Source organism: Bradyrhizobium sp. T-1, from assembly GCF_053592855.1.
In genome coordinates, this window is the sequence record NZ_CM132115.1 from 2,073,242 (window position 1) to 2,099,459 (window position 26,218).

A 26,218-nucleotide genomic window follows, 5' to 3' on the forward strand; every position below is an offset into this window, starting at 1 on the left:
CCTTCGCTTGCTGTAGGTCTTATTTTGGCTTCGAAGCGCCGGGCTGCTTCGGCTCCTTGTGGCCGCCGAAACCCGCGCGCATCGCGGAGAGAATTTTTTCGGCGAAGGTGTGTTCCCGACGGGAACGGAAACGTGTGTAGAGGGCCGCGGTCAAGACTTCCGCCGGCACGGCCTCGTCGATCGCCGCATTCACGGTCCAGCGACCCTCACCGGAATCCTCCACGAAGCCGGAATATTCCGCAAGCTGCGGGCTGTCGGCGAGCGCGGTCGAGGTGAGGTCGAGCAGCCAGGACGGGATCACGCTGCCGCGCCGCCACACTTCGGCGATGTCGGCAAGGTCGAAATCGTAGCGATGATCAGCCGGCAAGGCATCGATATTGGCATTCTTGAGGATGTCGAACCCTTCGGCATAGGCCTGCATCAGGCCGTACTCGATGCCGTTGTGGATCATCTTGACAAAATGGCCGGCGCCGACGGGGCCGGCATGGATGTAGCCCTGCTCGATGCGGGGATCGCGTCCTTCGCGTCCCTCGGTGCGCGGAATGTCGCCGGCGCCGGGCGCCAGCGCGGCGAAGATCGGGTCGAGCCGATCGACCACCGGCTTCTCGCCGCCGATCATCATGCAATAGCCGCGGTCGAGGCCCCAGACGCCGCCGGACGTGCCGACGTCGACATAGTGGATGCCGCGCGCCTTCAGCGCCTTGCCGCGGCGGACGTCGTCCTGCCAGAAGGTGTTGCCGCCGTCGATGATGACGTCGCCCTCCTGCATCACGCCCGCGATCGTGTCGATGGTCTGCTCGGTGATGCGGCCGGCAGGCAGCATCACCCAGGCCGTGCGCGGCCGCTCGAGTTTCGAGATGAACTCTTCCAGCGTGGCCGAGCCGACTGCGCCGTCTGCAGCGAGACCGGCGACGGCCTTGGCGTCCTTGTCATAGACCACGGTCGAATGTCCCTGGCGCATCAGGCGGCGAACGATGTTGCCGCCCATCCGGCCGAGGCCGATCATGCCGAGTTGCATGTGAGAGATTCCCTTAATTCAGCGCGTCGTTGAGGGCGGCATTGAGCGCCGCGAGACCCTTCTTGAGCCCGCCCTTGAGATGCACCCGAAGCGCGCGTCGGCCGCGCTCGGTGAGCACGTCGAAGTCGCCGCGCGCCTGCGCCGCCTTGATCACGCCGAAGCTCGCCTTCTGGCCGGGCACCGCGAGATCCTTGGCGTCGTCGGCGGTGATCTGGAGGAACACGCCGCTGTCGGGCCCGCCCTTGTAGGCCTGGCCCGTGGAGTGCAGGAAGCGCGGTCCGAACTCGGCGCAGGTTGCGACATGCCGCTTCTCGCGCACTTCGAGGCGCATCGCTTGAAGCGCGTCGATCGTCGCCTTGTCGCGGGCGATGTAGCCGAGCAGGGCGACATAGTCGCCGTGGCCCGAGCGCGACAGATGTGCCTTCAGCCAGGAGGTGAGGTCGCCGTTGGCACCCGCGGCGCGGAGCGCCGTGGCGTTGGCCGCGTCGGTGTAGAGATCGGCTTGATCGGTGCTGACCACGGGTTCTTCGGCCGGCAACGCCCCGGTCTTCTCGAACGACGCGGTGAGCTCGCGAGTCTTGATCTTGGCCGCTTCGACGTCGGGCTGGTCGAACGGGTTGATGCCGAGGATCGCGCCGGCCACGGCCGTCGCCATCTCGAAGCGGAAGAACTCCTGCCCCAGATGGTCGATCGACTTCATGACGATGCGCACCACGGGATGGCCGGCCGCCTCGATCCCGGCGAGTGCCGAGTCATGCGCGGCGTCCGTCTCGCCTTCGGTACGGATGTCGATGAAGAAGCGGTCGTTGCCATAGAGCGAGGACTCGCCAAGCGGTTCGCCTGCGATCGGGATCAGGCCCTTGCCTTCCTTGCCGGTCGATTCCGCGATGAGCTGCTCGGCCCAGGCGCCGAAATCGGCGATCTTCTTCGATGACAGGATTGTCACCTTGTCGCGGCCCTCAAGGCCGGCAAGCCCCATAGCAAGGCCGAGCTGCACGCCCGGGTTCTCGGCTGGCGGCACGTCCGGCCCGCAGGAGCGGGCCATCGACAGCGCATGCTTGATGAAGGTCTTGACGTCGATGCCGGCGGTTGCCGCCGGCACCAGGCCGAACGGCGACAGCACGGAATAGCGTCCGCCGATCGACGGTTCGCCATGGAAGATGCGGGCGTAGTTCAGCTTCTTCGCCGCCTTCTCCAGCGACGAGCCGGGATCGGTCACCGCGATGAAGCGGAAGCCGGTTTTGGCCTTCGGGCCGAGGGCCTGCGCGACGCGCTTGTGAAAATAGTCCTTCATCGCGTTCGGCTCGGTGGTGCCGCCGGATTTGCTGGAGACGATGAACACGGTGTTGGCGATGTCGATCTTGGCCTCCATCGCGCGGACCTCGGCCGGATCGGTGGAATCCAGCACATGCAGCTTCGGGAAGCCGGGCTTCCGGGCAAAGGTCTCAGCCAGCACCTCCGGCCCAAGGCTCGATCCGCCCATGCCGAGCACGACGGCGTCGGAGAACTTCTGGCCCTTCACCCGGTTGGCATAGTCCTCATAGTCGGCAACGTCGGCCTTGGCGGCGCTGTCGAGCCAGCCGAGCCATTTGTCCTCGTCCGTCCCGGTCCAGACCGATTTGTCGCGCTGCCAGAGCCTGCGGATCTTGGCCGATGCGCGCCATTCCTCGGTGCTCTTGGCCACGGCCTTGCCGAGCCCGTCGCCGAGCGAGAGCTGCTGGCGATCGATTGCCGTCCCGAGCACGGTGGCCCGCTTGTGGGCGACGGCGCCGTAGAGCTTGTCGGCGGCGTCCGCGAACAGCTTCACACCGTCCTTGACGAGCTCCTCGGTGATGGCATCGAGCGAGACGCCGGAGCGCTCCAGCTCTTCCAGCACGCGGCGGGCGTCATCGACATTCTCTTCCAGGCTGTCGCGCGGCTTGCCGTGGTCGCGGAAGGCATCCAGCGTCGCCGGCGGTACGGTGTTGATGGTGTCAGGGCCGATCAGCTCCTCCACATAGAGGACGTCGCTGTAGTCCTTGTTCTTGGTGCCGGTCGAGGCCCACAGCATGCGCTGCGGCTTGGCGCCCTTGGCGGCGAGCTTCTCCCAGCGCGGGCCCGAGAACAGCCGCTTGTAGTCCTGATAGGCGACCTTGGCGTTGGCGATCGCGACCTTGCCCTTCAGCGCGGCGAGCCGCTCCTTCTCGGATGGATCGTTGGCTCGGGCGATCTTCTCGTCGAGCTGCTTGTCGACCACGCTGTCGATGCGGCTGACGAAGAAGCTCGCCACGCTGGCGACATGCGAGGGATCGCCGCCACCGGCGACGTATTTTTCGAGACCGGCGATATAGGCCTCGGCGACCTGCAGATAGACCGCTTTCGAGAACAGCAGCGTGATGTTGATGCTGATGCCGTCGCCGATCAGCGTTTCGATTGCGGGCAGGCCCTCCGGCGTCGCCGGCACCTTCACCATCAGGTTCTTGCGGCCAACGTCCTTCCAGAGCCGGCGCGCTTCGGCGACCGTGCCTGATGTGTCCATCGCCAGATAGGGCGAGACTTCCAGGCTGACATAACCGTCGCCGCCCTTGAGGCGGTCATAGACCGGGCGCAGGACGTCGGCGGCGGCCTGGATATCCTCGACGGCAACCGCCTCGAACAAATCGGCCACGGTCCGGTCGCCGCGCTTCAGCGCCTTGCCGATCGGAGCGTCATACTCGTCCGAGCTCCCGATCGCCTTCTCGAAAATCGAGGGGTTGGAGGTAACGCCCTTGACACCATCGGTGTCGATCAGCCGCTTCAGGTCGCCCTTGGCGATGAAGCCGCGGGCGAGGAAGTCCAGCCAGACGGCCTGTCCGTGCTTTTCCAGTTCTTTGACGGGATTCATGATGCTTTTTATCTCCAAGCCTTCGGGCGGAGGGGGTTTCCGCGCCGGTCCTGACGCGCTATCCTTTAACCCACATGCTCCCGGGAGGGAACCAATCAAGGGTGTTGGCGTCATCCCCCCAGGGTAACTCCGCCGCGATCATGGCGATCCAGGCGGCAGTCGCGGTTTTGCGTAATAAAAATCTGGCCGGGACGGTTCGGCCGAGGTCTTGTTGCGTGAGGTCATCTGTCGCGTCGCGGAGCGTCGTCAGCGGAGTCGGACCCGTCTGATCGTCAGTGGCCCGGTCGCGAATGACCATGCTGGGGGAGAGCATGCGCGCACGTCCTGATGGCGTTGCCATCGCCGACCGCCGGCCATCGCTGGTGCCAGTCGTCTGCATCGTCGCATCCCATGATCTCGACATCGCTCAATCCGTCATGCGGCTCCAGGCCGCGGCGCGCGTCGCGACGACGAGCGCAAGCTTTCCTTTCAAGTCAACTGCGGTCGCTCTTCTGCATCCGAGCTGCCGCGCGGAACGACGTAATCCTTTCGGAGGGTTTGGCGACCGATTTTGACACAGCGCTGTGCGCTTGCCGCGACAGCATGCTGCAAGCAGGCTCGAGGAATCCTTGGCACTGCATTGCAGCAGAAGATGAACGCGACACGCGAGCAGTCGCCTCGCGAGCGTCATAAGTTTGCCGCTCGCAGATTGTCATGTTGCAGTGCCGGAGACTCGTCCCCGGTATTGCCCGGATGTGGCGAGCCAGTGACAATTTCTAGAAATGAGCCAAGATAGATAGAGATTCGCACAAATTACAGGCAAGTGCCTGTTCGTAATTCACGGAGTGCCTACCTTGTGCGTTGCGTCGTGTCTGCACCCGGGTGTCCAATGATCGTCAAGTGCTCACGCTGATTCGAGAAGCGGCCTGAGGAACGGTCTAGTAACTGCTTTCGTTTCAGCTTGTAGCGGAACTCACGCGGAGAGGGATCATGTACAACGATTCTCTATTCAACGCTTTCGCTCGGTCGTTCGAGGCGAGAAGCCAGCACGACATGTCGATGGCAGAATATCTGGAATCGTGTCGAAGCGATCCCATGAAATACGCGAATGCGGCCGAACGATTACTAGCGGCGATCGGCGAACCCCAGACGATTGACACGGCCAAGGACCCACGCCTTGGCCGTATTTTTTTGAACCGCACGATCCGTACCTATCCGGCCTTTGCCGGCTTCTACGGCATGGAAGAAACCATCGAGCGCATCGTCGGCTTCTTCCGCCATGCGGCGCAGGGCCTCGAAGAGCGCAAGCAGATCCTCTATCTGCTCGGACCGGTTGGCGGCGGCAAATCCTCGCTCGCCGAGCGGCTGAAGTCGCTGATGGAGGTGCATCCTATCTACGTGCTCAAGGCCGGCGACGAACTCTCGCCGGTGTTCGAGAGCCCGCTCAGCCTGTTCGATCCCGATCAGCTGGGGCCGATGCTGGAAGAGAAATACGGCATTCCGCGCCGGCGTCTCACCGGCTTGATGAGCCCCTGGTGCTACAAGCGGCTGGAAGCTTTCGGCGGTGATATCTCGCAATTCCGCGTCGCCAAGATCCAGCCGTCGCGGCTGCGCCAGATCGCGATCGCCAAGACCGAGCCGGGTGACGAGAACAACCAGGACATCTCCTCGCTGGTCGGCAAGGTCGATATCCGCAAGCTCGAGACCTACGCGCAGAACGATCCCGACGCCTACAGCTATTCCGGCGGCCTCAACCGCGCCAACCAGGGCGTGCTCGAGTTCGTCGAAATGTTCAAGGCGCCGATCAAGATGCTGCACCCGTTGCTGACCGCAACGCAGGAAGGCAACTATATCGGCACCGAGAATATCGGCGCGATCCCGTTCACCGGCGTCATTCTCGCGCACTCCAACGAAGCGGAATGGGCGAGCTTCAAATCGAACAAGAACAACGAAGCCTTCATCGACCGCATCTGCGTGATCAAGGTGCCGTACTGCCTGCGGGTCACTGAAGAGCAGAAGATCTACGAGAAGCTGATCCAGGGCTCCGAGCTCGCGGCCGCGCCTTGCGCGCCCTCGACCTTGGAGACGCTGGCGCGGTTCTCGGTGATGTCGCGGCTGCGCAAGCACGAGAACTCGACGCTGTTCGGCAAGATGCGGGTCTATGACGGCGAGAGCCTGAAGGAATCCGATCCGAAGGCGCGCAGCGTCCAGGAATATCGTGATGCCGCCGGCGTCGACGAAGGCATGGACGGCGTCTCCACCCGCTTCGCCTTCAAGATCCTGGCTGCGACCTTCAACCACGATCCGCAGGAGGTGGCCGCCGACGCGGTGCATCTGATGTACGCGCTGGAGCAGTCGATCCGCCGCGAGCAGTTGCCCGAGGAAGTCGAGAAGCGCTATCTCGAATTCATCAAGGCCGACCTTGCGCCGCGTTACGCCGAGTTCATCGGCAACGAGATCCAGAAAGCTTATCTGGAATCCTACTCGGATTACGGCCAGAACCTGTTCGACCGTTACGTCGACTACGCCGATGCCTGGATCGAGGATCAGGACTTCAAGGATCCCGACACCGGCCAGCTGCTCGATCGCGAACTTTTGAACCAGGAGCTGACGAAAATCGAGAAGCCGGCGGGCATTGCCAACCCCAAGGATTTCCGCAACGAGGTGGTCAAATTCTCGTTACGCTCACGGGCCCAGAACGGCGGCAAGAATCCGACCTGGACCTCCTACGAGAAGATTCGCGATGTGATCGAAAAGCGGATATTCTCTCAGGTCGAGGACCTGCTTCCGGTCATCTCGTTCGGTTCGAAGAAGGACGGCGAGACGGAGAAGAAGCACGGCGAGTTCGTGGCACGCATGGTGGAGCGCGGCTACACCGAGCGTCAGGTTCGCCGGCTGGTCGAATGGTACATGCGCGTGAAGCAAGCCGGTTGAGGCGGATGAGAAAGTGGCCATTCACATTATTGACAGGCGCCTGAATCCAGGCGGCAAGAGTCTTGAGAACCGCCAGCGGTTCTTGCGTCGGGCCAAATCCCTGGTGCAGGGCGCCGTCAAGAAGACCTCGCAGGAACGCGACATCAAGGATGTCCTGGAGGGTGGTGAGGTCACGATCCCGCTGGACGGGATGCACGAGCCGCGGTTCCGCCGTGAAGGCGGAACGCGCGACATGGTGCTGCCCGGCAACAAGAAGTTCATCGAAGGCGACTATCTGCAGCGCTCCGGCCAAAGCAGCGCCAAGGATTCCGGTCCCGGCGAAGGCGACAGCGAGGACGCCTTCCGATTCGTGCTCAGCCGCGACGAATTCGTCGACCTCTTCCTCGACGATCTCGAACTGCCGGATCTCGCCAAGCGCAAGATCGCGCAGACCGAGAGCGAAGGTATTCAGCGCGCCGGCTACACCACGTCGGGCTCGCCTGCCAACATCTCCGTCAGCCGAACCGTGAAGCTGGCGCTTGCCCGCCGCATCGCGCTCAAGCGTCCCCGCAAGGAAGAAGTCGAAGAGCTGGAAGCCGAGATTGCCGCCTGCACCGACGAGGACGAGCGCGCGGAGCTCATAGCCCGGCTCGAGAAGCTGAAGGCGAAGACCAAGCGCATCCCCTTCATCGATCCGCTCGACATCCGTTACCGCCGTTACGAAAAAGTGCCGCGGCCGGTGGCGCAAGCGGTGATGTTCTGCCTGATGGACGTCTCCGGCTCGATGTCCGAGCACATGAAGGATCTGGCGAAGCGCTTCTACATGCTGCTCTACGTGTTCCTGAAGCGGCGCTACAAGCATGTCGAGATCGTCTTCATCCGCCATACCGACCGCGCCGAGGAGGTCGACGAGCAGACCTTCTTCTACGGCCCCGCCTCCGGCGGCACGCTGGTCTCCAGCGCGCTGCAGGCGATGCACGAGATCGTGCGCGAGCGCTTCAATCCGTCGGACTGGAACATCTACGCCGCACAAGCTTCCGATGGCGACAATTCCTATTCCGACGGCGAGCTCACCGGCCTGCTTCTGACCGAGAAGATCCTGCCGGTCTGCCAGTTCTTTGCCTATCTCGAGGTCGGTGAATCCGGCGGCAGCGCCTTCGATCTCTCCGATTCTTCGCTCTGGACCCTCTACGAGCGCCTGCGCAACGGCGGCGCACCGCTCTCGATGCGCAAGGTCAGCGAGCGCAGCGAGATCTTTCCGGTGTTCCACGATTTGTTCCAGCGCCGCGAAACTGCCCAGGAGAAAGCCGCTCCATGACGGAACGCTTGTTCGAAGGCGCCGATTGGGATTTCCACACCTTGCAGCGCATCACCGATGCCTGCGAGGAGGTGGCGTTGAAGAATCTCGGGCTCGACGTCTACCCGAACCAGATCGAGGTGATCACCGCCGAGCAGATGCTGGACGCCTATTCGTCCGTCGGCATGCCGCTGTTCTATAAGCACTGGTCGTTCGGCAAGCATTTCGCATATCACGAGGCGTCGTACCGCAAGGGCCTGATGGGCCTCGCCTATGAGATCGTGATCAACTCCTCGCCCTGCATCTCCTATCTGATGGAGGAGAACACGGCGACGATGCAGACGCTGGTGATCGCGCACGCCGCCTTCGGCCACAACCACTTCTTCAAGAACAATTATCTGTTCAAGCAGTGGACCGATGCCGAGGGCATCCTGGACTATCTGGATTTCGCCAAGAACTACGTCATGCAGTGCGAGGAGCGCTACGGCCGCACCGAGGTCGAGCGCACGCTCGACGCCGCGCATGCGCTGATGTCGCACGGCATCGACCGTTATCCCGGCAAGAAGAAGCTTGATCTGCGCGAGGAGGAGAAGCGGGCAGGGCGCCGCCGCCAGCACGAAGAGGAAGTCTTCAACGATCTCTGGCGCACCGTGCCCAAGGGCGCATCGAAGACCCGGTCCGCGATCTCTCTTGAGCGGCGCCGCAAGCTGCTCGGCCTGCCGCAGGAAAATCTGCTCTACTTCCTGGAGAAGAGTGCGCCGCGGCTGGCGCCCTGGCAGCGCGAGCTGCTGCGCATCGTCCGCCACATCGCGCAATATTTCTATCCGCAGAGCCAGACCAAGGTGATGAACGAGGGGACGGCGACCTACGTCCACTATCGCATCATGACCAAGCTGCATCAGCAGGGCCGCATCACCGACGGCAATTTCCTCGAATTCCTGGGATCGCACACCAATGTGGTGTTCCAGCCCGAATTCGATGATCCGCGCTTCTCCGGCTTCAATCCCTATGCGCTCGGCTTCGCCGTGATGCAGGACATCGAGCGCATCGTCACCAATCCCGAGGACGAGGACCGCGAGTGGTTCCCCGATATCGCCGGCAAGGGCGACGTCATGGGCGTGCTGCGCGACGTCTGGGCCAATTACCGCGACGAAAGCTTCATCGGCCAGTTCCTGAGCCCCAAATTGATGCGGCACTTCCGCATGTTCCACCTCCACGACGATCCCGAGGAGCGCGCCGGCATCCGGGTCGATGCCATCCACGACGAGCGCGGCTTCCGCCGCGTACGGCGCGAGCTGGCGCGGCAGCACGATGTCGGCTTCATCGACGCCAATATCGAAGTGGTCGACGTCGATCTCTCCGGCGACCGCCGGTTGATCCTGCACCACCGCGTCGTCAAGGGCTCGCAGCTCAACGAGACCGATGCCAAGCGTGTGCTGCAGCATCTCGCCGATCTCTGGACCTACGACGTCGCGCTGATCGAGGTCGACGCCAACGACAAGGTGCTGCGCGAATATGTCGTCAGCCCGCGTCCGATCCCGGCAGCGGTGGCCTGAGGGCGGCTGGCTATAACTGATGGATGAGACTCGAGGAGCGCTCCGATGAAGGTGCGCTCCCTCCCTCGCTTGCGGGGGAGGGCTGGGGAGAGGGTGTCTCCGCGGTGGGACTCCCCCAGAGGAAAGAACCCTCACCCGGCGCGTGCGGGACGATGCTTCGCATCGCCCGGGGCGCGCCGACCTCTCCCGCAAGCGGGAGAGGTTTCAGAACCCGCGGCCGCCAAAGACGATCAAGGTGAGTCCATGATGCGTTACGCCGGCCGCTTCTTCTTCGCCTTCGACGCATTCAGCTCCACGGCCGCGCGGATCAGCGCCTTCAGCGCTTTCTCGTTGATCTTTGCCCCCTCGGGAATATCGATCGCACGCCGCACATTGCCGTCGAGGCTGGAGTTGAACAGGCCGGCTGGGTCGTCCAGTGCCGCGCCCTTGGCGAAGGTCAGTTTCACCACGGCCTTGTAAGTCTCGCCGGTGCAGATGATGCCGTCGTGCTCCCACACGGGAACGCCGCGCCACTTCCATTCCTCGACGACCTCCGGATCGGCCTCCTTGATCAGCGCGCGGATCCGATTCAGCGTCTCGCCGCGCCAGTCGCCGAGCTCCTTGATCCTGCCGTCGATCATGTTGGACGGCGAAGGCCCATCCGTGTCCTTCGCACTGCTCTTCTTGGCAGTCACGGCTTTCTTCATGCATTCACCTCGTTCACGTCGTTGTTGCGACGGCCGACATAAGGCAGCGCGAACAGGTAGAGCCCGGTCGCGAGCAACGGGATCAATGGTACGAAGGCCATCAGTCCAATCCACGTCGCTTGAATCTGCATGGTCAGTGCAACGATGTTGGCGATGACGGCGAGCGTGAAAGCAATCGACAGCCAGCGATGGATCTGTCGAATCCACATGTTCGGGCTCATTCAGGTCTCCTGTAAAATATCGGGATTGGACGCCGGTGGCCGGGCTATTCCGACCGCGCCAGCAGCTCGTCCAGCTTGGTGAAGAACTGCTTCCAGCCGGCGTGCGCGCCGCCATAGGCCTGCTTCTGGCTCGGGCGGAAGCCCGCCTGTTCGACGCGCAGATGCGTGCCTGATCCTTGCGGGGTGAGCGTGAACGTCACCACGCTTTTGAGATCGTAGGCCGCGTCGTCATGCGTGAAATTCCAGGTGTAGGCGAGGGTGCGCTGCGGCTCGATGGCGAGCACCTCGCAATCCAGTACGCCACCCCATTCGCCGCGCAGATTGAAGCGGTGGCCGACCGTCGGCTTGAAGTCGTTCTTCATCAGCCATTCTTCGATCAGATGCGGCTGCGTCAGCGCGCGCCACAGCCGCTCGGGTGGATAGGCAAACTCGCGCTCGATCACCACGGAGCGTGTTTCGGTCGCAGCTTCAGTCATTGGTCCATCCTCTTCAGCAAATCGTCGAGCGCATCGAGCCGGTTCTGCCAGAAGCCTGCCATCTGGCTGGTCCAGTCGATCAGCGGATTGAGCGCAGCGGGCTGCGCGCTGTAATGGGTCTGGCGTCCCTCGTGGCGGTCGCGCACGAGGCCCGCCTGCTTCAGCGCGCCGAGATGTTTTGAGACCGCCGGCTGGGAAACGCCCGATCGGGCCGTCAGTGCCCCCACCGTCTGCTCGCCCTCGCGGCACAGCCGCTCGAAGATCGCCCGCCGTGTCGGGTCGGCGAGCGTCCGGAACAGGAGATCAGGGGCGGCGGACATTCAGAATCCATAACTAACGGGTTATGGATTAATTCATAACCGCACGGTTATGGATAAGTCAAGTGCGATCGAGTGAGTTGGGAGGTGGCTGCGGGCTCCGGCTTACCTCCCGCAAGCGAGCGGGGGAGAGAGCGCACCGAATTCGCGCCGCGCCTTATGGCCGCAAATACAGATACCCCTGCGACTGCAACTCGGCCAAACGAACCACGCCCCCTTTCTCCGCACTCACGAACCCGGGCAGCAGATCCGTCAGCGTGATGTTTTGCGCCTTCATCGTGTTGCCGCAGGCGGCGAGCTCGACGCCGTCCTTGGAGAAATCGCCGATCCGCTTGCTGACGTCAGGATTGGCCTGTGCCCAGTGAAATGCCTTCAGCGCCGGTCCGTGGATCACCAGCGCGATGGTGACATGGTCGGGGCCGCCGACGCCGTCGATATGGTTCTGGATGTTGCCGAGCACGAAATTGACCTTGTCGGCGTCGCTGAGGTGATAGACGACCTTCAGCTTGTTCGACGGCGGAGCCTCGGTCGCGGCTTTCGCACGGGAGGCACCGAACGCGGCGCCGAGGGCGGAGGCGGCGCTCCACAAGATGTTCCGGCGGTTCATGGCGATTTCTCCTCGGCTAAGCCTGAATTCGCCGGAGACATATCATTTGTGGCGCAGCGCTGCGAGTTCCTTGCGGTCGGTCACGAGCGCGGCGCACTCGCTGTTGTCGGCTCGGTCGAGCCGGAAAATGCCGTCATCGCTGCCGGCGACCAGCGATCGCTCGGCCTCGTCATCCGGCTTGTTGTGCAGCCAGACCCTGACGCTCGCGAGCCGCACGATGGCCGATTTGTCGTCCTTCGAGAGCGCGACGCCGATGCCGCCGCCCTCGCAGTCGACGCCGCAGCCGAGCCGCACCTCGCCGCCGTCCTTGGTGAAGACCACGTGGTGGCAGGAGCCGCTGGAGTCGAAATCGCCGCTGCGGTGGCGGTATTTGAAGCCGAGGCGGAAGGAGTTGTGAAGCTGCTTGTCCTCCGGGTCGGTCTCCGCCGAGACCAGCAGCTTCATCGCGGCGACCTTCTGCTTCGGATGCCGCGTCAGGTGATCGGCATCGTAGCGGCGGACGAAGCAGGCATAGGCCGTCTTGCCGGGCGCCCCCGCATACATGCGCGCATTGAAGGCCTCGGTCTCCGTCTTGTTTGCCTCGCGGATGTCGTCGGCCTCTTCGGCTCGGGCAACGCCGACGAAGGCCGCAAGGGCAAGCGGAAAAATGAGGGCAAGCTTCATGATCACACCGGAGGCATTGGCGATTGACGGTCCGCATCGGGGACGGTGAGGGCAACTGGCGGTTAGTCGCAAGCCCCACGCGGCGCGTTCAAGTGCGAAGGCCTCGCCGTTCCGCGGGCAGCCTCGCGCAAGGTTCCAGGCTTACCCCCTTGGAGGGCAGGGTAGCCCCCAGGCTGCTGCAATGGCTGAAGGCGATCGAAAATGTCCGAAAGTCAGAACTTGCCCAATCTTGCGATCGGCTATTCCCGGGCCCGGCTCCTGATGTTGTTCGGCGGCAGCCTGCTGCTGACGCTGCTCTGCGCCGGGCTTGCATTCAGCTGGCAGGAAGGCAGGGGTGTCACCACGTTCCAGGTCGCCGTCTGCTATGTCGGCGCGGTATTTTTCGGCCTCGCCACCTGGCGGATGCTCTGGCGGCTGGTCACCGCCAGGCGGCCGCTGGTCTTCATCACCCGTGTCGGCATTCGCGACACCAGGCTCGCCGACGAAACCATCGCCTGGAGCGCTGTGCGGAAGATCTTTCCATGGGAGCAGCGCGGGCAGAAATTCGTGGTGCTCAAAGTCGATCCCCTTATCGCCCAGCGGTTCTCCGGGGGATTTGCGACGCAGGCCTTGGCGCTGTTGAACAAGGCGCTTGGCACGGACAGCGTCATCGTCAATGCAGGCGGATTGACCATGGACACCGAAACATTGCTCGAGACCTGCAGGCAATATTGGGGGGCCGGACGGCCGGCCCATGAAGTGGACGCCAAGCCGGTGCCCGAACCCGCGGCGGAGCCGGTCAGCTAAAGATCAGGCTTGCCTTAGTCGCAGGTTGGGCCAGGAAGGTTCAGGCAACTCATTGGCCCCTGCGCTCCGGAACCCGCTGTCGGCGATTCCTTCCACGTTGTCCCAGTTCGTCAATGTGATAGCGTTCACACGCGATTGTTTCTCGAAGTCGTAGGCTGGGGCCGCCTCTTGTAGGTTTGTGGAGTCCCCCGCAATGGGCGAAATTCGCAATTTCAGATCCGGGAATCAGAACGAGCCGCCTCCGCACGGCGGAATGCCTCGTCGTCTCGCAGCCATCATTGTCGGTGACATTGCATCCTACAGCCGCTTGATGCAGGCCGACGAGGAAGGTACGCATGTCCGCGTCAAGCGGATCGAGCGGGACCTCATCGAACCCAGCATCGTCGAGCATCATGGAAGTTTGGTGAAGACCACGGGCGATGGTTTCATCGCCATTTTCGACAGCCCCGTCGAGGCCGTTCGATGCAGCATCGTCATCCAGCAGAACCTCATCGGCCGCAATGCCTCGATTCCGAAACACTCCCGGATCGAATACCGTATTGGCGTCAATCTCGGCGACGTCATCGTCGAGCCCGACGACATCTATGGCGATGGCGTCAATATTGCCACGCGCCTCGAGGGCATTGCCGAGCCTGGTCAGGTTTACATCTCCGGCGCGATCTACGAGCAGATCAAGCACAAGGTGGTGTGCGGCTATGAATCGCTCGGAGACCGCAAGGTCAAGAACATCACCGATCCCGTGCGCGTCTATCGCGTGCTGCCGGACGCGGATGCGGTCGGCCGTACGCGGGGCCGGCGCGAGAATACCCTGATCTTTCTCCTGGGCATTACGCTGCTCGTGATTGCCTCCGGCGTACTGTGGTATCTGCTGACGCAGTCGCGGGGTGGCACGGGCGAGCAGGCCGCTGCGCCGACTCCTGCTCCGGTCGCATCGCCGAGCCCGCAACCTCTGCCGCGCGAAGCCGCGACGCAAACGCCGCAGCCGTCTCCCTCAGTGGCGTCGGCGCCTCCGTCACCCGCGCCTCCGTCGCCCGCTCCAGCGCCAAGTCAGGAATCAAGCCAAGCACCAAGCCAATCGGTACCGCCAGTCCGCGAACCCGAGATGATCGCCATTCGCGGCGGCAGCTTTGCGATGGGAAGCAATGACGATCCGACCGAACGGCCCGTTCACCAAGTCACGATCAAGCCGTTCTCGATCGGAAAATATCCGGTGACGGTGCAGGAGTGGAACGAATGCGCGGCTGCAAAGGCGTGCGGATTCACGGCCACCGGAAAAGACGATGCGCCGGTCAGCAATGTAAGCTGGACCGACGCACAACAATATGTGGCGTATCTCGCGCAGGCGACCAAGAAGCCTTATCGACTTCCGAGCGAAGCCGAGTGGGAATACGCCGCACGCGGCGGAACGCAGACCAAATATTGGTGGGGCGACAAGCTCCAGCCGGGCATGGCCGGATGCAAGGATTGCGGAGACCTTGCGGCCGAGCAGCCGGCGAAGGTCGGCAGCTTCAAGCCGAATCCGTTCGGGCTCTACGATATGGGTGGCGGTGTCGATCAGTGGGTCGAGGATTGCTGGCGCAGGACCCATCAGGGCGCACCCGTTGACGGTTCGGCATGGAACGGCGGAGATTGCAGCTCGCACGTTCTGCGCTCGGGCTCCTGGAAAAACGATTCGAGATATGTGCGGCCGGCCAATCGCGATGGTTACGATACCAATGTCCGTTACCCCACGCATGGCTTCCGCGTCGCGCTCACTCCTTGAGCGCAGTCCTCAATGTGGAGGAGTAGGTTTGATGCAAATTCTTCGCTGCATTGCGCTGTCGGCGGTGCTCGTATCGCTTTCTGGCGCCGCCTTTTCGCAAGGCAAGACCGCTCCCAAGGACGCAAAGGTCTATTTCATCACCCCGCATGACGGGCAGAGGGTTCGCGGTCCCTTCCTGGTCCGGTTTGGCTTGCGCAACATGGGCGTTACCCATGCCGGCGACGACTATCAGAATGCCGGTCACCATCATCTGCTGGTCGACGTCAACGATCCCATCGACCCCAAGGAGCCGATCTTGCAGGACAAGTCGCATCTGCATTTCGGGGCAGGGCAGACCGAGACCCAGCTCGAGCTTCCCCCGGGGACCCACACGCTCCAACTGGTGCTGGGCGATGCGAAGCACTATCCGTTCGACCCGCCTGTCGTCTCGGAGAAAATTACGATACGTGTCAGGCAGCCCGTTGCAGCACGCTAGGCCTTAGCCGACCACCTCCGGTGTCCTGGGCTGGTCGATCACCGCAGGCTGGCGTTGATCTTGTCCAGCACCGATGAGCCCGGACACAGCGTATCCGCTTCGAGCGTATTGAGCGGCGCGTCGACCGTGTTGAGATGGGCGTGCAGATCTTCCGCGTCCGGGTCGACGTAGAGCAGCCCGGTGACGATCTGGCCCTTGGCGGCGTGCTTCGCGAGGAAGGTCTGGGCCCCTAACCGGTCATGCGGATCGTAATCGGCGTCGATCTTGCGCAGCGCGATCTTGCTGCCGTCATGCTGCTCGACCACCTGTACCGTGCCCGGCGCATAATCGACCGCGATGGGATCGCGGCCGACCAGCACGTCGAGCCGGTTCACGGCGTCATTGTGCTCGCGGACATAATCAAAACTCTTGGTCGAGCCGGCGTGATTGTTGAATGCAATGCAAGGGCTGATGACGTCGATGAAGGACGCGCCCTTGTGGCCGATTGCGGCCGCGATCAGCGGCACCAGTTGGGTCTTGTCGCCGGAGAACGAGCGCGCGACGAAGGTTGCGCCCAGCTGCAGCGCGATCGCGACGAGGTCGATGGCGTTGTCGGTGTTGGTGACGCCCTTCTTCGACTTCGAGCCGCGGTCGGCGGTCGCCGAGAACTGGCCCTTGGTCAGGCCGTAGACACCGTTGTTCTCGACGATATAGGTCATGTTGACGCCGCGCCGGATCGAATGCGCGAACTGGCCGAAGCCGATCGAGGCGGAATCGCCATCGCCGGAAACGCCGAGATAGATCAGGTCGCGATTGGCGAGATTGGCGCCGGTCAAGACGCTGGGCATGCGGCCATGCACCGAGTTGAAGCCGTGCGAATTGCCGAGGAAATAGTCCGGTGTCTTCGACGAGCAGCCGATGCCGGAGATCTTTGCCACGCGGTGCGGCTCGATCGAGAGCTCGTAGCAGGCCTCGATGATCGAGGCCGTGATCGAGTCATGGCCACAGCCGGCGCACAGCGTCGAGATCTTGCCCTCATAGTCGCGATGCGTGTAGCCGAGCTCGTTCTTCTTGAGGCCCGGGTGATGGAATTTCGGCTTTGCGATGTAGGTCATGACACGGCCTTGCGGAGCGGGGTCACCTTGAGGTGATCCTGGTGGTCGCCAATGGCTTTTGCGATGAAGCGGGCGGTGATGGGGGTGCCGTCATAATGCACGATCGGCACGAGGCGGACGGGATCGATGCCGTTCTCGTTGACGATGAGCTGGCGGAGCTGGCTGTCGCGGTTCTGCTCGACAACATAGACGAAGTCGTGCTCGGCGAGGAAGCTCGCGACGCTGGAGTGGAACGGGAAGGCGCGGATGCGCAGACGGTCGAGCTGATGGCCGCGCGCTTCCAAAAGTCCGATCGCCTCGTCCATCGCCGGCGAGGTCGAGCCGAAATAGATCACGCCATATTTGGTCGGACGTTCCGCATTGGCCTGCAGCGGCCGCGGCACGAGGTCCTGCGCCGTCTCGAACTTGCGCACGAGACGTTGCATGTTGTCGGCATAGACCGAGCCTTCCTCGGAGTAGCGCGCATAGCGATCACGCGAGGTGCCGCGGGTGAAGTAGGAGCCCTTGGTCGGGTGCGTGCCGGGATAGGTGCGGTAGGGGATGCCGTCGCCGTCGACGTCGAGATAGCGGCCGAAGTCGCGGCCTTCTTCCAGCATCTCCGCGGTCATCACCTTGCCGCGGTCATACTGCTTGGCATCGTCCCACTTCAGCGGCCGGCAGAGCCGGTGGTTCATGCCGATGTCGAGGTCGAGCATCAGGAAGATCGTGGTCTGTAGCCGCTCGGCGAGGTCGAAGGCCGCTGACGCGAACTCGAAGGCTTCGGCCGGATCTTCAGGGAACAACAGCACATGCTTGGTGTCGCCATGCGAAGCATAGGCGCAGGCGATGATGTCGCATTGTTGGGTGCGGGTCGGCATGCCCGTCGAGGGCCCGGCACGCTGGATGTTCATGATCACGGCCGGGATCTCGGCGAAGTAGGAGAGGCCGATGAACTCGGTCATCAGGGAGATGCCGGGACCCGAGGTCGCGGTGAAGGCGCGGGCGCCGTTCCAGGATGCGCCGATCACGATGCCGATCGAGGCGAGCTCGTCCTCGCCTTGCACGATCGCGTATTTCGCCTTGCCCGTGTCCGGATCGTGCCGGTACTTCTTGCAATGCGCGGTGAAGGCTTCCGCCACCGACGAGGACGGCGTGATCGGATACCACGCACACACGGTGGCCCCGCCATAGACGGCACCGAGCGCCGCAGCGCTGTTGCCCTCGATGAAGATGCGGTCGCCGACCTTGTCGGATTTCTTCACCCGCAGCCCGATCGGGCATTTCAGATTCTGCAGCGCCCAGTCGCGGCCCAGATGCAGCGCATGGACGTTGGAGGAGAGCAGCTTCTCCTTGCCCTTGTACTGCTCGCCGATCAGTTGCTCGATCACCTTCGGGTCCATCTCGAGCAGCGCCGAGAGGCTACCCAGATAGATGATGTTCTTGAACAGCTGGCGCTGGCGCGGATCGGTGTAGGTCGAGTTGGTGATGGCGGTGAGCGGCACGCCGATCACGGTGATGTCGTCGCGGAATTTGGTCGACGGCATCGGCTTGGTGGAATCGTAGAACAGATAGCCGCCCGGCTCGATACCGGCGACGTCCTTGTCCCAGGTCTGCGGATTCATCGCCACCATCATGTCGACGCCGCCGCGGGCGCCGAGATGGCCGTCTTCGGTGACGCGCACCTCATACCAGGTCGGCAGGCCCTGAATGTTGGATGGGAAGATGTTGCGCGGAGACACCGGAACGCCGTGGCGCAGGATCGCGCGCGCGAACATCTCGTTAGCGCTGGCCGAGCCCGAGCCGTTGACGTTGGCGAAGCGGACGACGAAGTCGTTTACGCTGCTGAGCGGCTTTTTGTCGGACATGTCGAACCTGCGTGAGTCATCTCGATGAAATATTTCTGCATGTCCCAGGCCCCGGTGGGACAACGCTCGGCGCACAGCCCGCAATGCAGGCAGACGTCCTCGTCCTTGACCATCACGCGCCCGGTCTTGAGGTCGGACGAGACGTAGAGGTCCTGGTCCGGATGCGGCGAGGGCGCCTTCAGGCGATGGCGCAGATCGTCTTCCTCACCGTTATTGGTGAAGGTGATGCAGTCCATCGGGCAGATGTCGGCGCAGGCATCGCACTCGATGCAGAGCGAGGTCGAGAATACGGTCTGGACGTCGCAGTTCAGGCAGCGATGTGCTTCGCCGAGCGCGAGCTTGACGTCGTAGCCGAGCTCGACCTCGGTGCGGATGTCCTTCAGCGCGACCACCTTGTCGCGATGCGGCACCTTGAAGCGCTTGTCGATGGAGACGTCGTTGTCATAGCTCCATTCGTGGATGCCCATCTTCTGCGAGGAGACGTGCACCTCCGGCAGCGGCCGCTCGGTGATGTCCTCGCCCGAGAGCATCTTGTGGATCGACAGCGCCGCGTCGTGACCCTGCGCCACCGCCCAGATGATGTTCTTCGGGCCGAACGCGGCGTCGCCGCCGAAGAACACTCTTGGATTGGTCGAGACGAAGGTTTTCGGATCGACCTTGGGCATGTGCCATTTGTCGAACTCGATGCCGCAATCCTGCTCGATCCAGGGGAAGGCGTTCTCCTGGCCGACCGCGACCAGCACGTCGTCGCAGGGAATGGTCTGATCGGGATCACCCGAAGGCACCAGATTGCGGCGGCCTTTGGCGTCGTATTCGGCCTTGACGTGCTGGAAGGTGACGCCGATGAGCTTACCGGCGACATGCTTGAATTCCACCGGCACCATGTAGTTGAGGATCGGAATATCCTCGTGGATCGCGTCTTCCTTCTCCCACGGCGAGGCCTTCATCTCCTCGAAGCCGGAACGCACCACCACCGTGACTTTCTCGCCGCCGAGGCGGCGCGCGGTGCGGCAGCAATCCATCGCGGTATTGCCGCCGCCGAGCACGATCACGCGCTTGCCGATCTTGTCGGTGTGGCCGAACGAGACTGAGGACAGCCAGTCGATGCCGATGTGGATATTGGCAGCGGCTTCCTTTCGGCCGGGAATGTCGAGCTCGCGGCCGCGCGGTGCGCCGGAGCCGACGAAGATCGCATCATATTTTTCCGCGAGCAGGGCCTTCATGCTTTCGATGCGATGTCCGCCTTTGAACTCGACGCCGAGACCCAGGATGTAGCCGGTCTCCTCGTCGATCACGGAATTGGGCAAGCGGAATTTCGGGATCTGGGTCCGCATCATGCCGCCGGCTTCGGGATCGCCGTCGAACACGGTGCAGTGATAGCCGAGCGGTGCGAGATCGCGCGCCACCGTCAGCGAGGCCGGACCGCCGCCGACGAACGCGACGCGCTTGCCGTTCTTCGTGGTCGGGTGCGGCAGGCGCTGCTTGATGTCGTCCTTGAAGTCGGCGGCGACGCGCTTGAGGCGGCAGATTGCCACCGGCGTCTCCTCGACGCGTCCGCGGCGGCACGCCGGCTCGCACGGACGATCGCAGGTGCGTCCCAGAATTCCGGGAAACACGTTCGATTTCCAATTGATCATGTAGGCGTCGCTGTAGCGCCCTTGTGCGATCAATCGGATGTATTCGGGAACCGGGGTGTGCGCAGGACAGGCCCACTGGCAATCGACCACTTTGTGAAAGTAGTCGGGGGCCGCGATATCGGTCGGTTTCATTCCTACCCTGTCCGCGCAGGCTCAAAGACCCGGCGGCCTCTTCTTGAGCTTGGCGAACGCTTAACGCGCAGCGATCTGGTTTCTGAATGACGTCATTGGGTTAGCTTATTAGAACCGTTCCCAAGTACAACGGCAAATTTTCGCGCGTCCCCTCTTTCATGGGAGCTAAGCGCGCACAGCATTAATGCGGCGCGTGCGGTGCAGCATCCGCGGGGAATGTGAACGCATCAACCTCGCACGATGTCGCTTTTCGCGAGGTCCCACATCAGGCTGTAAGTGCCGACGGAGACGGGCAGCGGGAAGGGTGCTGCCGCCGGGCCGGTGAAGCGCTCGGCGATGGCCGCCGACACCGCACCGACATGCGTGCCGTCGATCAGCACGAACCAGTCGCGCGCGCCTTCGTTGCGCACCGCTGGAATGTCCGCTGTTGCGCCCGACAATTCCGGCTCGCTCTCGAGCAGATGCATCGAGATGATGCCGTCGCGATCGCCCGGCATAAGCTTCTCCTGCAGCGCGTCACGCCAAGAGCCGGCATTGTCGGCTGTGGGGCGCAGCCGCACCATCCCGAGCGCGGCGCCGCGGCCGGTGCCCTTGCTGACGGTGATGCGTGCGACGACGCGCAGCATGTTCTTGAAATGCGCCATGCTCCGCCGCGACCATTCGGTCTGGTTGGCGAGCCGCGCCCGGTAGGCGGGACTGTCGAGCACCTCTAACGTCGCGGTCGAGTACAGCGAGAGATATTTGGGAGTGGCGGCGTGCGCGACATAGCGCCGGGCTTCCAGAAAACCCTCGATCGCGACGCGCTCTTCCAGATGCTCGCGATCGTACCAGCGGTTGAAATCGGCCTCATCCGCCGCGTCGATGTTCATCGACGTCAGCAGCATGCCTGTCCCGGCAAGCGGCATTCTCTTGTTGTCCTTGTTTCGCGCCTCTAGCGCGCGGCCTTCGACGCGAGATCGGCGATCGACTTCATGACCGCGTCCCGGACACCGGCATCATAAAGCGAATGGCCGGCTTCTTCCACGATCCTGACCTCGGAACCCGGCCAAACTTTCGCGAGCGCCTGCGATGTCTCGGGAGGACACAACAGGTCGTAGCGGCCTTGCACGATAATGCCGGGAATGCCGGCGAGCTTCCCGGCATTTCGCAACAACTGCTCTTCGCTCAGGAAGGAATTGTTGGCGAAATAATGCGCCTCCATGAACGGCGTCGCCGGCAGCGTGCGCCAGACGTTGAGCGAGGCCAGGTCCAGCCGCGTCTTGGCCGGCTTGTGCTCGGACAGCGCGCGCTCGGTGTCATGCCAGGCGCGCGAGGCCGGACCATGCACGGCCGGATCGGCATCGAGGATGCGGCGATAATAGGCGTCCGCCGGTTGCGCACGTTCTTCCGACGGCAGCACGCTCAGGAAGTCCTCCTGTAGCGCCGGATAGAATTGCGCCAGGCGCGAGGTGAAGGCCGTCTCGACCTCGGCCTGCGTGCCCAGAAAGGTCGCGCGCAGCGCAATGCCGGAGACGCGCTCGGGATGGGCCTCTGCATATGCCAGCGCCAGCGTCGCGCCCCAGGAGCCGCCGACCACCATCCAGCGCGCGAAGCCGAATTTTTCGCGGATCTTCTCCATGTCCGCGATCAGATGCGCCGTGGTGTTGTGCTCGCGCGATCCCTTCGGGCGGCTGCGGCCGCAGCCGCGCTGATCGAACAGCACGGCGCAGAAGCGATCGGGATCGAACAGCCGGCGATGATCGGGCTGGCAGCCGGAGCCCGGTCCGCCATGCAGATAGACCGCAGGGATGCCGTCGGCACGGCCGACGCTCTCGACATAGAGCTCGTGGCCGTCGCCGACATCGAGCATGTCGGAGGTCAATGGCGCAAAGGGATCGGCGCGTCTGGCGGATGCAGCGGCGTCGGCGTCAGGCACCATTCTCGGATTCCAGGGTGCCGCCGGCGAAGTTGCGGTAGAGGAAGCGGTTAGTCTCGCCCTCGGCCTCGCGCTCGGCCTGCTTGAAGATGGTCTCGTGCAGCGGCGACAGCGCACAGGCCGGATCGGTGTTGGCGGCATCGCCCGTCAGCGCGAAGGCCTGGCAGCGACAGCCGCCGAAATCGATCTCGCGGAATTCGCAAGTTTTGCACGGCTCCTTCATCCAGCCAGTGCCGCGATAGCGGTTGAAGGCCTCGGAGTTCTGCCAGATCCAGGCGATCGAATGGTTGGAGCGCACCGACTCGAAATCGAGCCCGGTGATGCTCTCGGCGGCGTGGCAGGGCAGCACCTTGCCGGCCGGCGAAATGTTGAAGAACTGCCGGCCCCAGCCGCCCATGCATTTCTTCGGCCGCAGCGCATAATAGTCTGGCACGACGTAGTCGATGGCGAGCGTGCCCTTGAGCCGCTCGCGGGCCTCCTCGACGATGCGGGTGCATTCGTCGAGCTGCGCCACCGTCGGCATCAGCGCGGCGCGGTTCTTCAGCGCCCAGCCGTAATATTGCACATTGGCGACCTCGAGCCGGTCGGCGTCGAGATCGATGGACATCTGGATGATGTCGGGGAGCTGGTGCAGGTTCTGCCGGTGCATCACCGCATTGACGGTCAGCGGCAGCTCAAGCTCGCGCGTCCATTTCGCGACTTCGAGCTTCTTGCGATGGCCGCCCTTGTAACCGGCGACGCGGTCGGCGAGGCCTTCCTCGATGCCCTGGAACGAGATCTGCACATGGCAGAGCCCGGCATCGGCAAGCTCGCTGAGCCGCTCGCGCGTCAGCAGCACGGCCGACGTGATCAGATTGGTGTAAAGGCCGACGTCGCTGGCATGCTTGACCAGCTCGACGAGGTCCTTCCGCGCCGTCGGCTCGCCGCCGGAGAAATGCACCTGGAGCACGCCGATCTCGGCGAGCTCGCTCAAGACCTTTTTCCACTCCTCGGTGGTCAGCTCCTTGCCGGAGCGGTCGAGCTCGACCGGATTGGAGCAATAGGGGCATTGCAGCGGGCAGCGATGGGTGATCTCGAGCAGCACGGCGAGCGGAATGCCAAAGGTCTCCGCTGTCGAGCGCTGCTTTTCGAGCACCGCGAGGCTGTCGCTGGCGTCAGGCGGGATGGTCGGGAGCACATCGCTCATGACGTCTTCTCCCGGGCCTCGGTCAGGAAGCCCTTGTCGGCGAGATCCTGCAGCATGACGATGACGTCGGCGAGGATCGCCTCGCGGGGGGCTGCGTATTTCGCGGCGAGCTGATCGGACACGTCGCCGACACTGCGCTTGCCGTCGCAGAGCTGCAAGACCTCGACCGCGATTTCGTCCGGTGCCAGCACGCGCTCCGGCGCCAGGATCACCCAGACCTTGCGCGTCTCGTCATATTTGAGCTTGGCGTGCCGCGGCAGCACGGGGCGGCTCGCCTCGCTGACGCTGATGTTACGCGGCCCGGCCATACTTCTAATCCCTCAACTCGCTTTGGGCACGAACGCACCCGGCGGAATGTTGCCCTCGACATAGGCGTGCTGGAGTGCGTCGAGCTGCACCCACAGCACGTTAGTCTTGAAGATCAGGGCGTTGCACACTTGCGCGCGTTGCTCCGGCGTCGTCGCATGCGCCTTGACGTAGTCGAGCGCGAAGCCGGCATCGCGCGGCGCCTGCGTCAGCCGCCGCTTGAAATAGCTCATGATGTCGGGATTGACGAAGTCGTAATGCTGCAACATGCCGGCGATGCGCTCTTCATGGATGCTCGGCGCGAACAGCTCAGTGAGCGAGGAGGCGATCGCCTCGAGCGGGCTCTTCTCGCGGCAGTAGTGGACGTAGGCCTCGACCGCGAAGCGCGTCGCCGGCAAGATGCCCTCGGTCGACTCGACATACGCCGTGTCGAGCCCGAGGCCTTCAGTCAGCTTGATCCAGCGCTCGATGCCGCCCTCAGAGCCGACATCGCCGTCATGGTCCTCGATGCGGTGGCGCCATTCCAGGCGCGTGGCGCGGTCGCGAAAGCGCGAGATCACCACCGCGTCCTTGATCGGGATGGTGCTCTGGTAATAGTAGCGGTTCAGCGCCCAGGCCTGCACCTGGCCCTTGTTGAGCTTGCCGCCGTGCAAAAGCTTATGGAACGGGTGCAGGCTGTGATAGCGCGTGGCGCCGATGTGGCGCAACGTCGCCTCGAGCTCTTCGGCCGAGTTGAGCCTGATGTCCTTGCCGATCGAGAGCGCAGTCATTCCAGTCATGGACGCGGCATTCACAGCACGATCTCCGTTCCGTCGGCGGGAATCTGCCACCCCGCTTGTTCAGCAGTCTTGCGTTCAGCCGAGGCAGGCAGCAGCGCCGGGTTCGAGTTGTTGATATGCAGAAATATCTTTCTGTCGAGATTGAGATCGGCTAGCCGCGCGATCGCGCCGTCGTCGCCGGACATCGCGACATGCCCCATGCTCTTGCCGGTTTTGTGGCCGAGGCCGCACCTGATCATCTCGTCGTCCTGCCAGACCGTGCCGTCGAAGAACACCAGCGCGGCGCCGTCGATCTCGGTCTTGAGCGCATCGGTCACCTCGGCGCAGGCGGCGATGAAATAGAAGCATTTGCCGGTCGATTTGTCGGTGATCTTCAGGCCCAGCGTATCGCCGTCGCCGCTCTCGCCGCCGGGATGCGCCTTGCCTTCCAGATACCAGGCCGACTTGCCCGGCACCGCGAACGGCAGCACCTCCAGCCCTGATCGCGCGCCATCGGGCAATCGCGGCTCGAAGGGCTCGCTGATTCCGATCGGCTGGCGCTTGACGTTCTTCTCGTTCAGCACGTTGAAGATGCTGTTGCTGGCGAGGATCGCCAGCACTTTCTCATGGGCATAGACCGTGAAGGGCGAGCCCTCGCGCATCGTGAGCAGGCCTGCGACCGCATCGACTTCGCTGTTGGTCAGGATCACGCCCGCAACAGGCGTATGGCGCAGCGCACCTGCCTTGGGATGCAGTTGCGGCGTGGCATTCAGTTGCTGGCGAAGGTCGGGGGAGGCGTTGATCAGGAACCAGTGCTCGCCATCGCCGCTGAAAGCAACCGAGGCCTGCGTCCGGTGCAACTCATGCCCGCCGCTGCGGGCCGCCCGGCAGCCCTCGCAGCCACAATTCCACTGGGGAACTCCGCCGCCGGCTGCGGCGCCCAGGACGACGACGCGAAGCATGATCCGTCTCCTGGAAGGAACACGCGCGGTGGATCTCAGGCCGACGCGAAAGCCGACACAGATTCTATCTTTCGGAAACGCGTCGTGACCGAAAAATCCACCGGCGCAGAACGCAAGATCGTCAACCGCTTACTTGCGGGTGGCGCTCACATACATGTTGATTTCCATGCCACAGGGCACTTCGACGATCTTCGGGGCTTTCCATGCCATTTTCGGCTCTCCATTTTTGCGAATTCGGACGTATCCGCCCACGCGCTAAATTAGTGCGGGCGGAAAAGTTCGCCAGTGAAATTTTCCCGGACATAGGTAGTAGGCCGGCGGAATTGCTGCACTGCAAGGAGAGCGTATTGCGGCCGTAAAGTTGCGCGAAGGAAGACGCGACACCGCCGATAGGTCGTGATCCCTGTCGGGATAAACCAGTTGTGAGTAGAGAACCGCTTCCAATCGGCTACAGGCGACCCCATTGGATCAGAGATGCCCAGATATTTCTTCAACACCCGTATCGGCGACGAACTGATCGTGGATCCTGACGGCGAGGACCTGCGCAACCCCGATCGCGCCTGGGAGGTCGCCCGCCAGATGATCCTGGAGGTGGTGAGATCCGAGGGCGCCCAGCCGGCCCTGCTCGAGGCGGTCATCGAGGTCACCGACGTCGCGGGCGAGATCGTGCTGGAGTTTCCCTTCAGCGAGGCCCTGCTGGACATGCCGGACCAGTCGGCGACGCGGCATTAGGCTCTCCCCACGTCATGGCGAGGAGCCCTTGCG

General features: G+C 63.2%; 26 protein-coding genes. 8 read left to right on the forward strand and 18 right to left on the reverse strand.

What is annotated here, in order from left to right:
- Positions 1–19: 19 nt before the first annotated feature.
- Complete coding sequence (gnd, locus tag ACWAT4_RS09995) at positions 20–1,018, reverse strand: phosphogluconate dehydrogenase (NAD(+)-dependent, decarboxylating) (RefSeq protein WP_212299062.1); 999 nt, start codon at positions 1,016–1,018, stop codon at positions 20–22.
- Positions 1,019–1,031: 13 nt separating this feature from the next.
- On the reverse strand, positions 1,032–3,881 hold the full coding sequence (locus ACWAT4_RS10000) for a bifunctional transaldolase/phosoglucose isomerase (RefSeq protein ID WP_212446679.1): 2,850 nt from the start codon (positions 3,879–3,881) through the stop codon (positions 1,032–1,034).
- Positions 3,882–4,192: 311 nt separating this feature from the next.
- Here ACWAT4_RS10000 and ACWAT4_RS10005 point away from each other — a divergent pair, with 311 nt between their 5' ends.
- From ACWAT4_RS10005 to ACWAT4_RS10020, 4 genes are all read left to right on the forward strand, one after another.
- Positions 4,193–4,435, forward strand: a complete 243-nt coding sequence (locus ACWAT4_RS10005; RefSeq protein WP_449730447.1) for a hypothetical protein — start codon at positions 4,193–4,195, stop codon at positions 4,433–4,435.
- A gap of 415 nt (positions 4,436–4,850) precedes the next feature.
- Positions 4,851–6,794, forward strand: a complete 1,944-nt coding sequence (locus ACWAT4_RS10010) for a PrkA family serine protein kinase (RefSeq protein WP_128950138.1) — start codon at positions 4,851–4,853, stop codon at positions 6,792–6,794.
- 19 nt (positions 6,795–6,813) lie between these two features.
- A complete protein-coding gene (locus ACWAT4_RS10015) occupies positions 6,814–8,091 on the forward strand; it encodes a YeaH/YhbH family protein (RefSeq protein WP_212446741.1) in 1,278 nt (425 codons plus the stop codon).
- On the forward strand, positions 8,088–9,626 hold the full coding sequence (locus ACWAT4_RS10020) for a SpoVR family protein (protein ID WP_212446680.1): 1,539 nt from the start codon (positions 8,088–8,090) through the stop codon (positions 9,624–9,626). Before ACWAT4_RS10015 ends, ACWAT4_RS10020 begins: the two co-directional genes overlap by 4 nt.
- Positions 9,627–9,877: 251 nt before the next feature.
- Here ACWAT4_RS10020 and ACWAT4_RS10025 read toward each other — a convergent pair whose 3' ends face one another.
- From ACWAT4_RS10025 to ACWAT4_RS10050, 6 genes are all read right to left on the reverse strand, one after another.
- A complete protein-coding gene (locus ACWAT4_RS10025) occupies positions 9,878–10,312 on the reverse strand; it encodes a DUF1801 domain-containing protein (RefSeq protein WP_212446681.1) in 435 nt (144 codons plus the stop codon).
- A complete protein-coding gene (locus tag ACWAT4_RS10030; protein ID WP_212299057.1) occupies positions 10,309–10,533 on the reverse strand; it encodes a hypothetical protein in 225 nt (74 codons plus the stop codon). The genes ACWAT4_RS10025 and ACWAT4_RS10030 overlap by 4 nt, the downstream gene beginning before the upstream one ends.
- A gap of 44 nt (positions 10,534–10,577) precedes the next feature.
- Entirely contained in the window at positions 10,578–11,009 is a 432-nt protein-coding gene (locus tag ACWAT4_RS10035) for an SRPBCC family protein (protein WP_212299056.1), read from the reverse strand.
- Positions 11,006–11,329: an ArsR/SmtB family transcription factor gene (locus ACWAT4_RS10040; protein WP_212299055.1), complete on the reverse strand. Its 324-nt coding sequence runs from the start codon at positions 11,327–11,329 to the stop codon at positions 11,006–11,008. Before ACWAT4_RS10040 ends, ACWAT4_RS10035 begins: the two co-directional genes overlap by 4 nt.
- A 154-nt stretch (positions 11,330–11,483) precedes the next feature.
- Entirely contained in the window at positions 11,484–11,933 is a 450-nt protein-coding gene (locus tag ACWAT4_RS10045) for a DsrE family protein (protein ID WP_212446682.1), read from the reverse strand.
- A gap of 42 nt (positions 11,934–11,975) precedes the next feature.
- On the reverse strand, positions 11,976–12,596 hold the full coding sequence (locus ACWAT4_RS10050; protein ID WP_449730448.1) for a hypothetical protein: 621 nt from the start codon (positions 12,594–12,596) through the stop codon (positions 11,976–11,978).
- A 201-nt stretch (positions 12,597–12,797) separates the two neighbouring features.
- Here ACWAT4_RS10050 and ACWAT4_RS10055 point away from each other — a divergent pair, with 201 nt between their 5' ends.
- The 3 genes from ACWAT4_RS10055 to ACWAT4_RS10065 all read left to right on the forward strand — a co-directional run bounded on the left by ACWAT4_RS10055 (position 12,798) and on the right by ACWAT4_RS10065 (position 15,619).
- Positions 12,798–13,382: an STM3941 family protein gene (locus tag ACWAT4_RS10055; RefSeq protein WP_212427088.1), complete on the forward strand. Its 585-nt coding sequence runs from the start codon at positions 12,798–12,800 to the stop codon at positions 13,380–13,382.
- Between the two features lie 193 nt (positions 13,383–13,575).
- On the forward strand, positions 13,576–15,144 hold the full coding sequence (locus ACWAT4_RS10060; RefSeq protein ID WP_449730449.1) for an SUMF1/EgtB/PvdO family nonheme iron enzyme: 1,569 nt from the start codon (positions 13,576–13,578) through the stop codon (positions 15,142–15,144).
- 31 nt (positions 15,145–15,175) lie between these two features.
- Entirely contained in the window at positions 15,176–15,619 is a 444-nt protein-coding gene (locus ACWAT4_RS10065; RefSeq protein WP_212299050.1) for a DUF4399 domain-containing protein, read from the forward strand.
- 38 nt (positions 15,620–15,657) lie between these two features.
- On the opposite strand, the gene ACWAT4_RS10070 is transcribed toward ACWAT4_RS10065, so the two are convergent.
- The 10 genes from ACWAT4_RS10070 to pqqA form a co-directional block, all read right to left on the reverse strand.
- On the reverse strand, positions 15,658–16,713 hold the full coding sequence (locus ACWAT4_RS10070) for a 2-oxoacid:ferredoxin oxidoreductase subunit beta (RefSeq protein WP_212299049.1): 1,056 nt from the start codon (positions 16,711–16,713) through the stop codon (positions 15,658–15,660).
- Entirely contained in the window at positions 16,710–18,557 is a 1,848-nt protein-coding gene (locus tag ACWAT4_RS10075) for a 2-oxoacid:acceptor oxidoreductase subunit alpha (RefSeq protein WP_449730450.1), read from the reverse strand. Before ACWAT4_RS10075 ends, ACWAT4_RS10070 begins: the two co-directional genes overlap by 4 nt.
- The gene (locus tag ACWAT4_RS10080; RefSeq protein ID WP_449730451.1) at positions 18,527–20,326 is read right to left on the reverse strand and encodes an FAD-dependent oxidoreductase; all 1,800 of its coding nucleotides are present in this window, start codon (positions 20,324–20,326) and stop codon (positions 18,527–18,529) included. Before ACWAT4_RS10080 ends, ACWAT4_RS10075 begins: the two co-directional genes overlap by 31 nt.
- A gap of 227 nt (positions 20,327–20,553) precedes the next feature.
- Positions 20,554–21,231, reverse strand: coding sequence for a hypothetical protein (locus tag ACWAT4_RS10085; protein ID WP_449730452.1), 678 nt, complete (start codon positions 21,229–21,231; stop codon positions 20,554–20,556).
- Positions 21,232–21,257: 26 nt separating this feature from the next.
- Positions 21,258–22,244: a prolyl aminopeptidase gene (gene pip / locus ACWAT4_RS10090; RefSeq protein ID WP_449730453.1), complete on the reverse strand. Its 987-nt coding sequence runs from the start codon at positions 22,242–22,244 to the stop codon at positions 21,258–21,260.
- Positions 22,234–23,427, reverse strand: a complete 1,194-nt coding sequence (gene pqqE, locus ACWAT4_RS10095) for a pyrroloquinoline quinone biosynthesis protein PqqE (protein ID WP_449730454.1) — start codon at positions 23,425–23,427, stop codon at positions 22,234–22,236. The genes pip and pqqE overlap by 11 nt, the downstream gene beginning before the upstream one ends.
- Positions 23,424–23,735, reverse strand: coding sequence for a pyrroloquinoline quinone biosynthesis peptide chaperone PqqD (gene pqqD / locus ACWAT4_RS10100; RefSeq protein ID WP_212446690.1), 312 nt, complete (start codon positions 23,733–23,735; stop codon positions 23,424–23,426). Before pqqD ends, pqqE begins: the two co-directional genes overlap by 4 nt.
- Positions 23,736–23,747: 12 nt before the next feature.
- The gene (gene pqqC, locus ACWAT4_RS10105) at positions 23,748–24,503 is read right to left on the reverse strand and encodes a pyrroloquinoline-quinone synthase PqqC (RefSeq protein WP_249149402.1); all 756 of its coding nucleotides are present in this window, start codon (positions 24,501–24,503) and stop codon (positions 23,748–23,750) included.
- 20 nt (positions 24,504–24,523) lie between these two features.
- Positions 24,524–25,453 (reverse strand): pyrroloquinoline quinone biosynthesis protein PqqB, encoded by a 930-nt coding sequence (pqqB, locus tag ACWAT4_RS10110; RefSeq protein ID WP_212299041.1) that lies wholly within the window; start codon positions 25,451–25,453, stop codon positions 24,524–24,526.
- A 129-nt stretch (positions 25,454–25,582) separates the two neighbouring features.
- On the reverse strand, positions 25,583–25,663 hold the full coding sequence (pqqA, locus tag ACWAT4_RS10115; protein ID WP_007595659.1) for a pyrroloquinoline quinone precursor peptide PqqA: 81 nt from the start codon (positions 25,661–25,663) through the stop codon (positions 25,583–25,585).
- Positions 25,664–25,927: 264 nt separating this feature from the next.
- On the opposite strand from pqqA, the gene ACWAT4_RS10120 reads away from it, so the two are divergent.
- Positions 25,928–26,185 carry a DUF6894 family protein gene (locus ACWAT4_RS10120; protein WP_212299040.1) on the forward strand — a complete coding sequence of 86 codons (258 nt, stop codon included), beginning with the start codon at positions 25,928–25,930 and terminating at the stop codon, positions 26,183–26,185.
- Positions 26,186–26,218: the final 33 nt, after the last annotated feature.

Coding starts and splice junctions, on each gene's coding strand:
- gnd (WP_212299062.1), bottom strand. CDS start 1,018: ATGCAACTCGGCATGATCGGCCTCGGCCGGATGGGCGGCAACATCGTT.
- ACWAT4_RS10000 (WP_212446679.1), bottom strand. CDS start 3,881: ATGAATCCCGTCAAAGAACTGGAAAAGCACGGACAGGCCGTCTGGCTG.
- ACWAT4_RS10005 (WP_449730447.1), top strand. CDS start 4,193: ATGCGCGCACGTCCTGATGGCGTTGCCATCGCCGACCGCCGGCCATCG.
- ACWAT4_RS10010 (WP_128950138.1), top strand. CDS start 4,851: ATGTACAACGATTCTCTATTCAACGCTTTCGCTCGGTCGTTCGAGGCG.
- ACWAT4_RS10020 (WP_212446680.1), top strand. CDS start 8,088: ATGACGGAACGCTTGTTCGAAGGCGCCGATTGGGATTTCCACACCTTG.
- ACWAT4_RS10025 (WP_212446681.1), bottom strand. CDS start 10,312: ATGAAGAAAGCCGTGACTGCCAAGAAGAGCAGTGCGAAGGACACGGAT.
- ACWAT4_RS10030 (WP_212299057.1), bottom strand. CDS start 10,533: ATGAGCCCGAACATGTGGATTCGACAGATCCATCGCTGGCTGTCGATT.
- ACWAT4_RS10035 (WP_212299056.1), bottom strand. CDS start 11,009: ATGACTGAAGCTGCGACCGAAACACGCTCCGTGGTGATCGAGCGCGAG.
- ACWAT4_RS10040 (WP_212299055.1), bottom strand. CDS start 11,329: ATGTCCGCCGCCCCTGATCTCCTGTTCCGGACGCTCGCCGACCCGACA.
- ACWAT4_RS10045 (WP_212446682.1), bottom strand. CDS start 11,933: ATGAACCGCCGGAACATCTTGTGGAGCGCCGCCTCCGCCCTCGGCGCC.
- ACWAT4_RS10050 (WP_449730448.1), bottom strand. CDS start 12,596: ATGAAGCTTGCCCTCATTTTTCCGCTTGCCCTTGCGGCCTTCGTCGGC.
- ACWAT4_RS10055 (WP_212427088.1), top strand. CDS start 12,798: ATGTCCGAAAGTCAGAACTTGCCCAATCTTGCGATCGGCTATTCCCGG.
- ACWAT4_RS10060 (WP_449730449.1), top strand. CDS start 13,576: ATGGGCGAAATTCGCAATTTCAGATCCGGGAATCAGAACGAGCCGCCT.
- ACWAT4_RS10065 (WP_212299050.1), top strand. CDS start 15,176: ATGCAAATTCTTCGCTGCATTGCGCTGTCGGCGGTGCTCGTATCGCTT.
- ACWAT4_RS10070 (WP_212299049.1), bottom strand. CDS start 16,713: ATGACCTACATCGCAAAGCCGAAATTCCATCACCCGGGCCTCAAGAAG.
- ACWAT4_RS10075 (WP_449730450.1), bottom strand. CDS start 18,557: ATGTCCGACAAAAAGCCGCTCAGCAGCGTAAACGACTTCGTCGTCCGC.
- ACWAT4_RS10080 (WP_449730451.1), bottom strand. CDS start 20,326: ATGAAACCGACCGATATCGCGGCCCCCGACTACTTTCACAAAGTGGTC.
- ACWAT4_RS10085 (WP_449730452.1), bottom strand. CDS start 21,231: ATGCCGCTTGCCGGGACAGGCATGCTGCTGACGTCGATGAACATCGAC.
- pip (WP_449730453.1), bottom strand. CDS start 22,244: ATGGTGCCTGACGCCGACGCCGCTGCATCCGCCAGACGCGCCGATCCC.
- pqqE (WP_449730454.1), bottom strand. CDS start 23,427: ATGAGCGATGTGCTCCCGACCATCCCGCCTGACGCCAGCGACAGCCTC.
- pqqD (WP_212446690.1), bottom strand. CDS start 23,735: ATGGCCGGGCCGCGTAACATCAGCGTCAGCGAGGCGAGCCGCCCCGTG.
- pqqC (WP_249149402.1), bottom strand. CDS start 24,503: ATGACTGCGCTCTCGATCGGCAAGGACATCAGGCTCAACTCGGCCGAA.
- pqqB (WP_212299041.1), bottom strand. CDS start 25,453: ATGCTTCGCGTCGTCGTCCTGGGCGCCGCAGCCGGCGGCGGAGTTCCC.
- pqqA (WP_007595659.1), bottom strand. CDS start 25,663: ATGGCATGGAAAGCCCCGAAGATCGTCGAAGTGCCCTGTGGCATGGAA.
- ACWAT4_RS10120 (WP_212299040.1), top strand. CDS start 25,928: ATGCCCAGATATTTCTTCAACACCCGTATCGGCGACGAACTGATCGTG.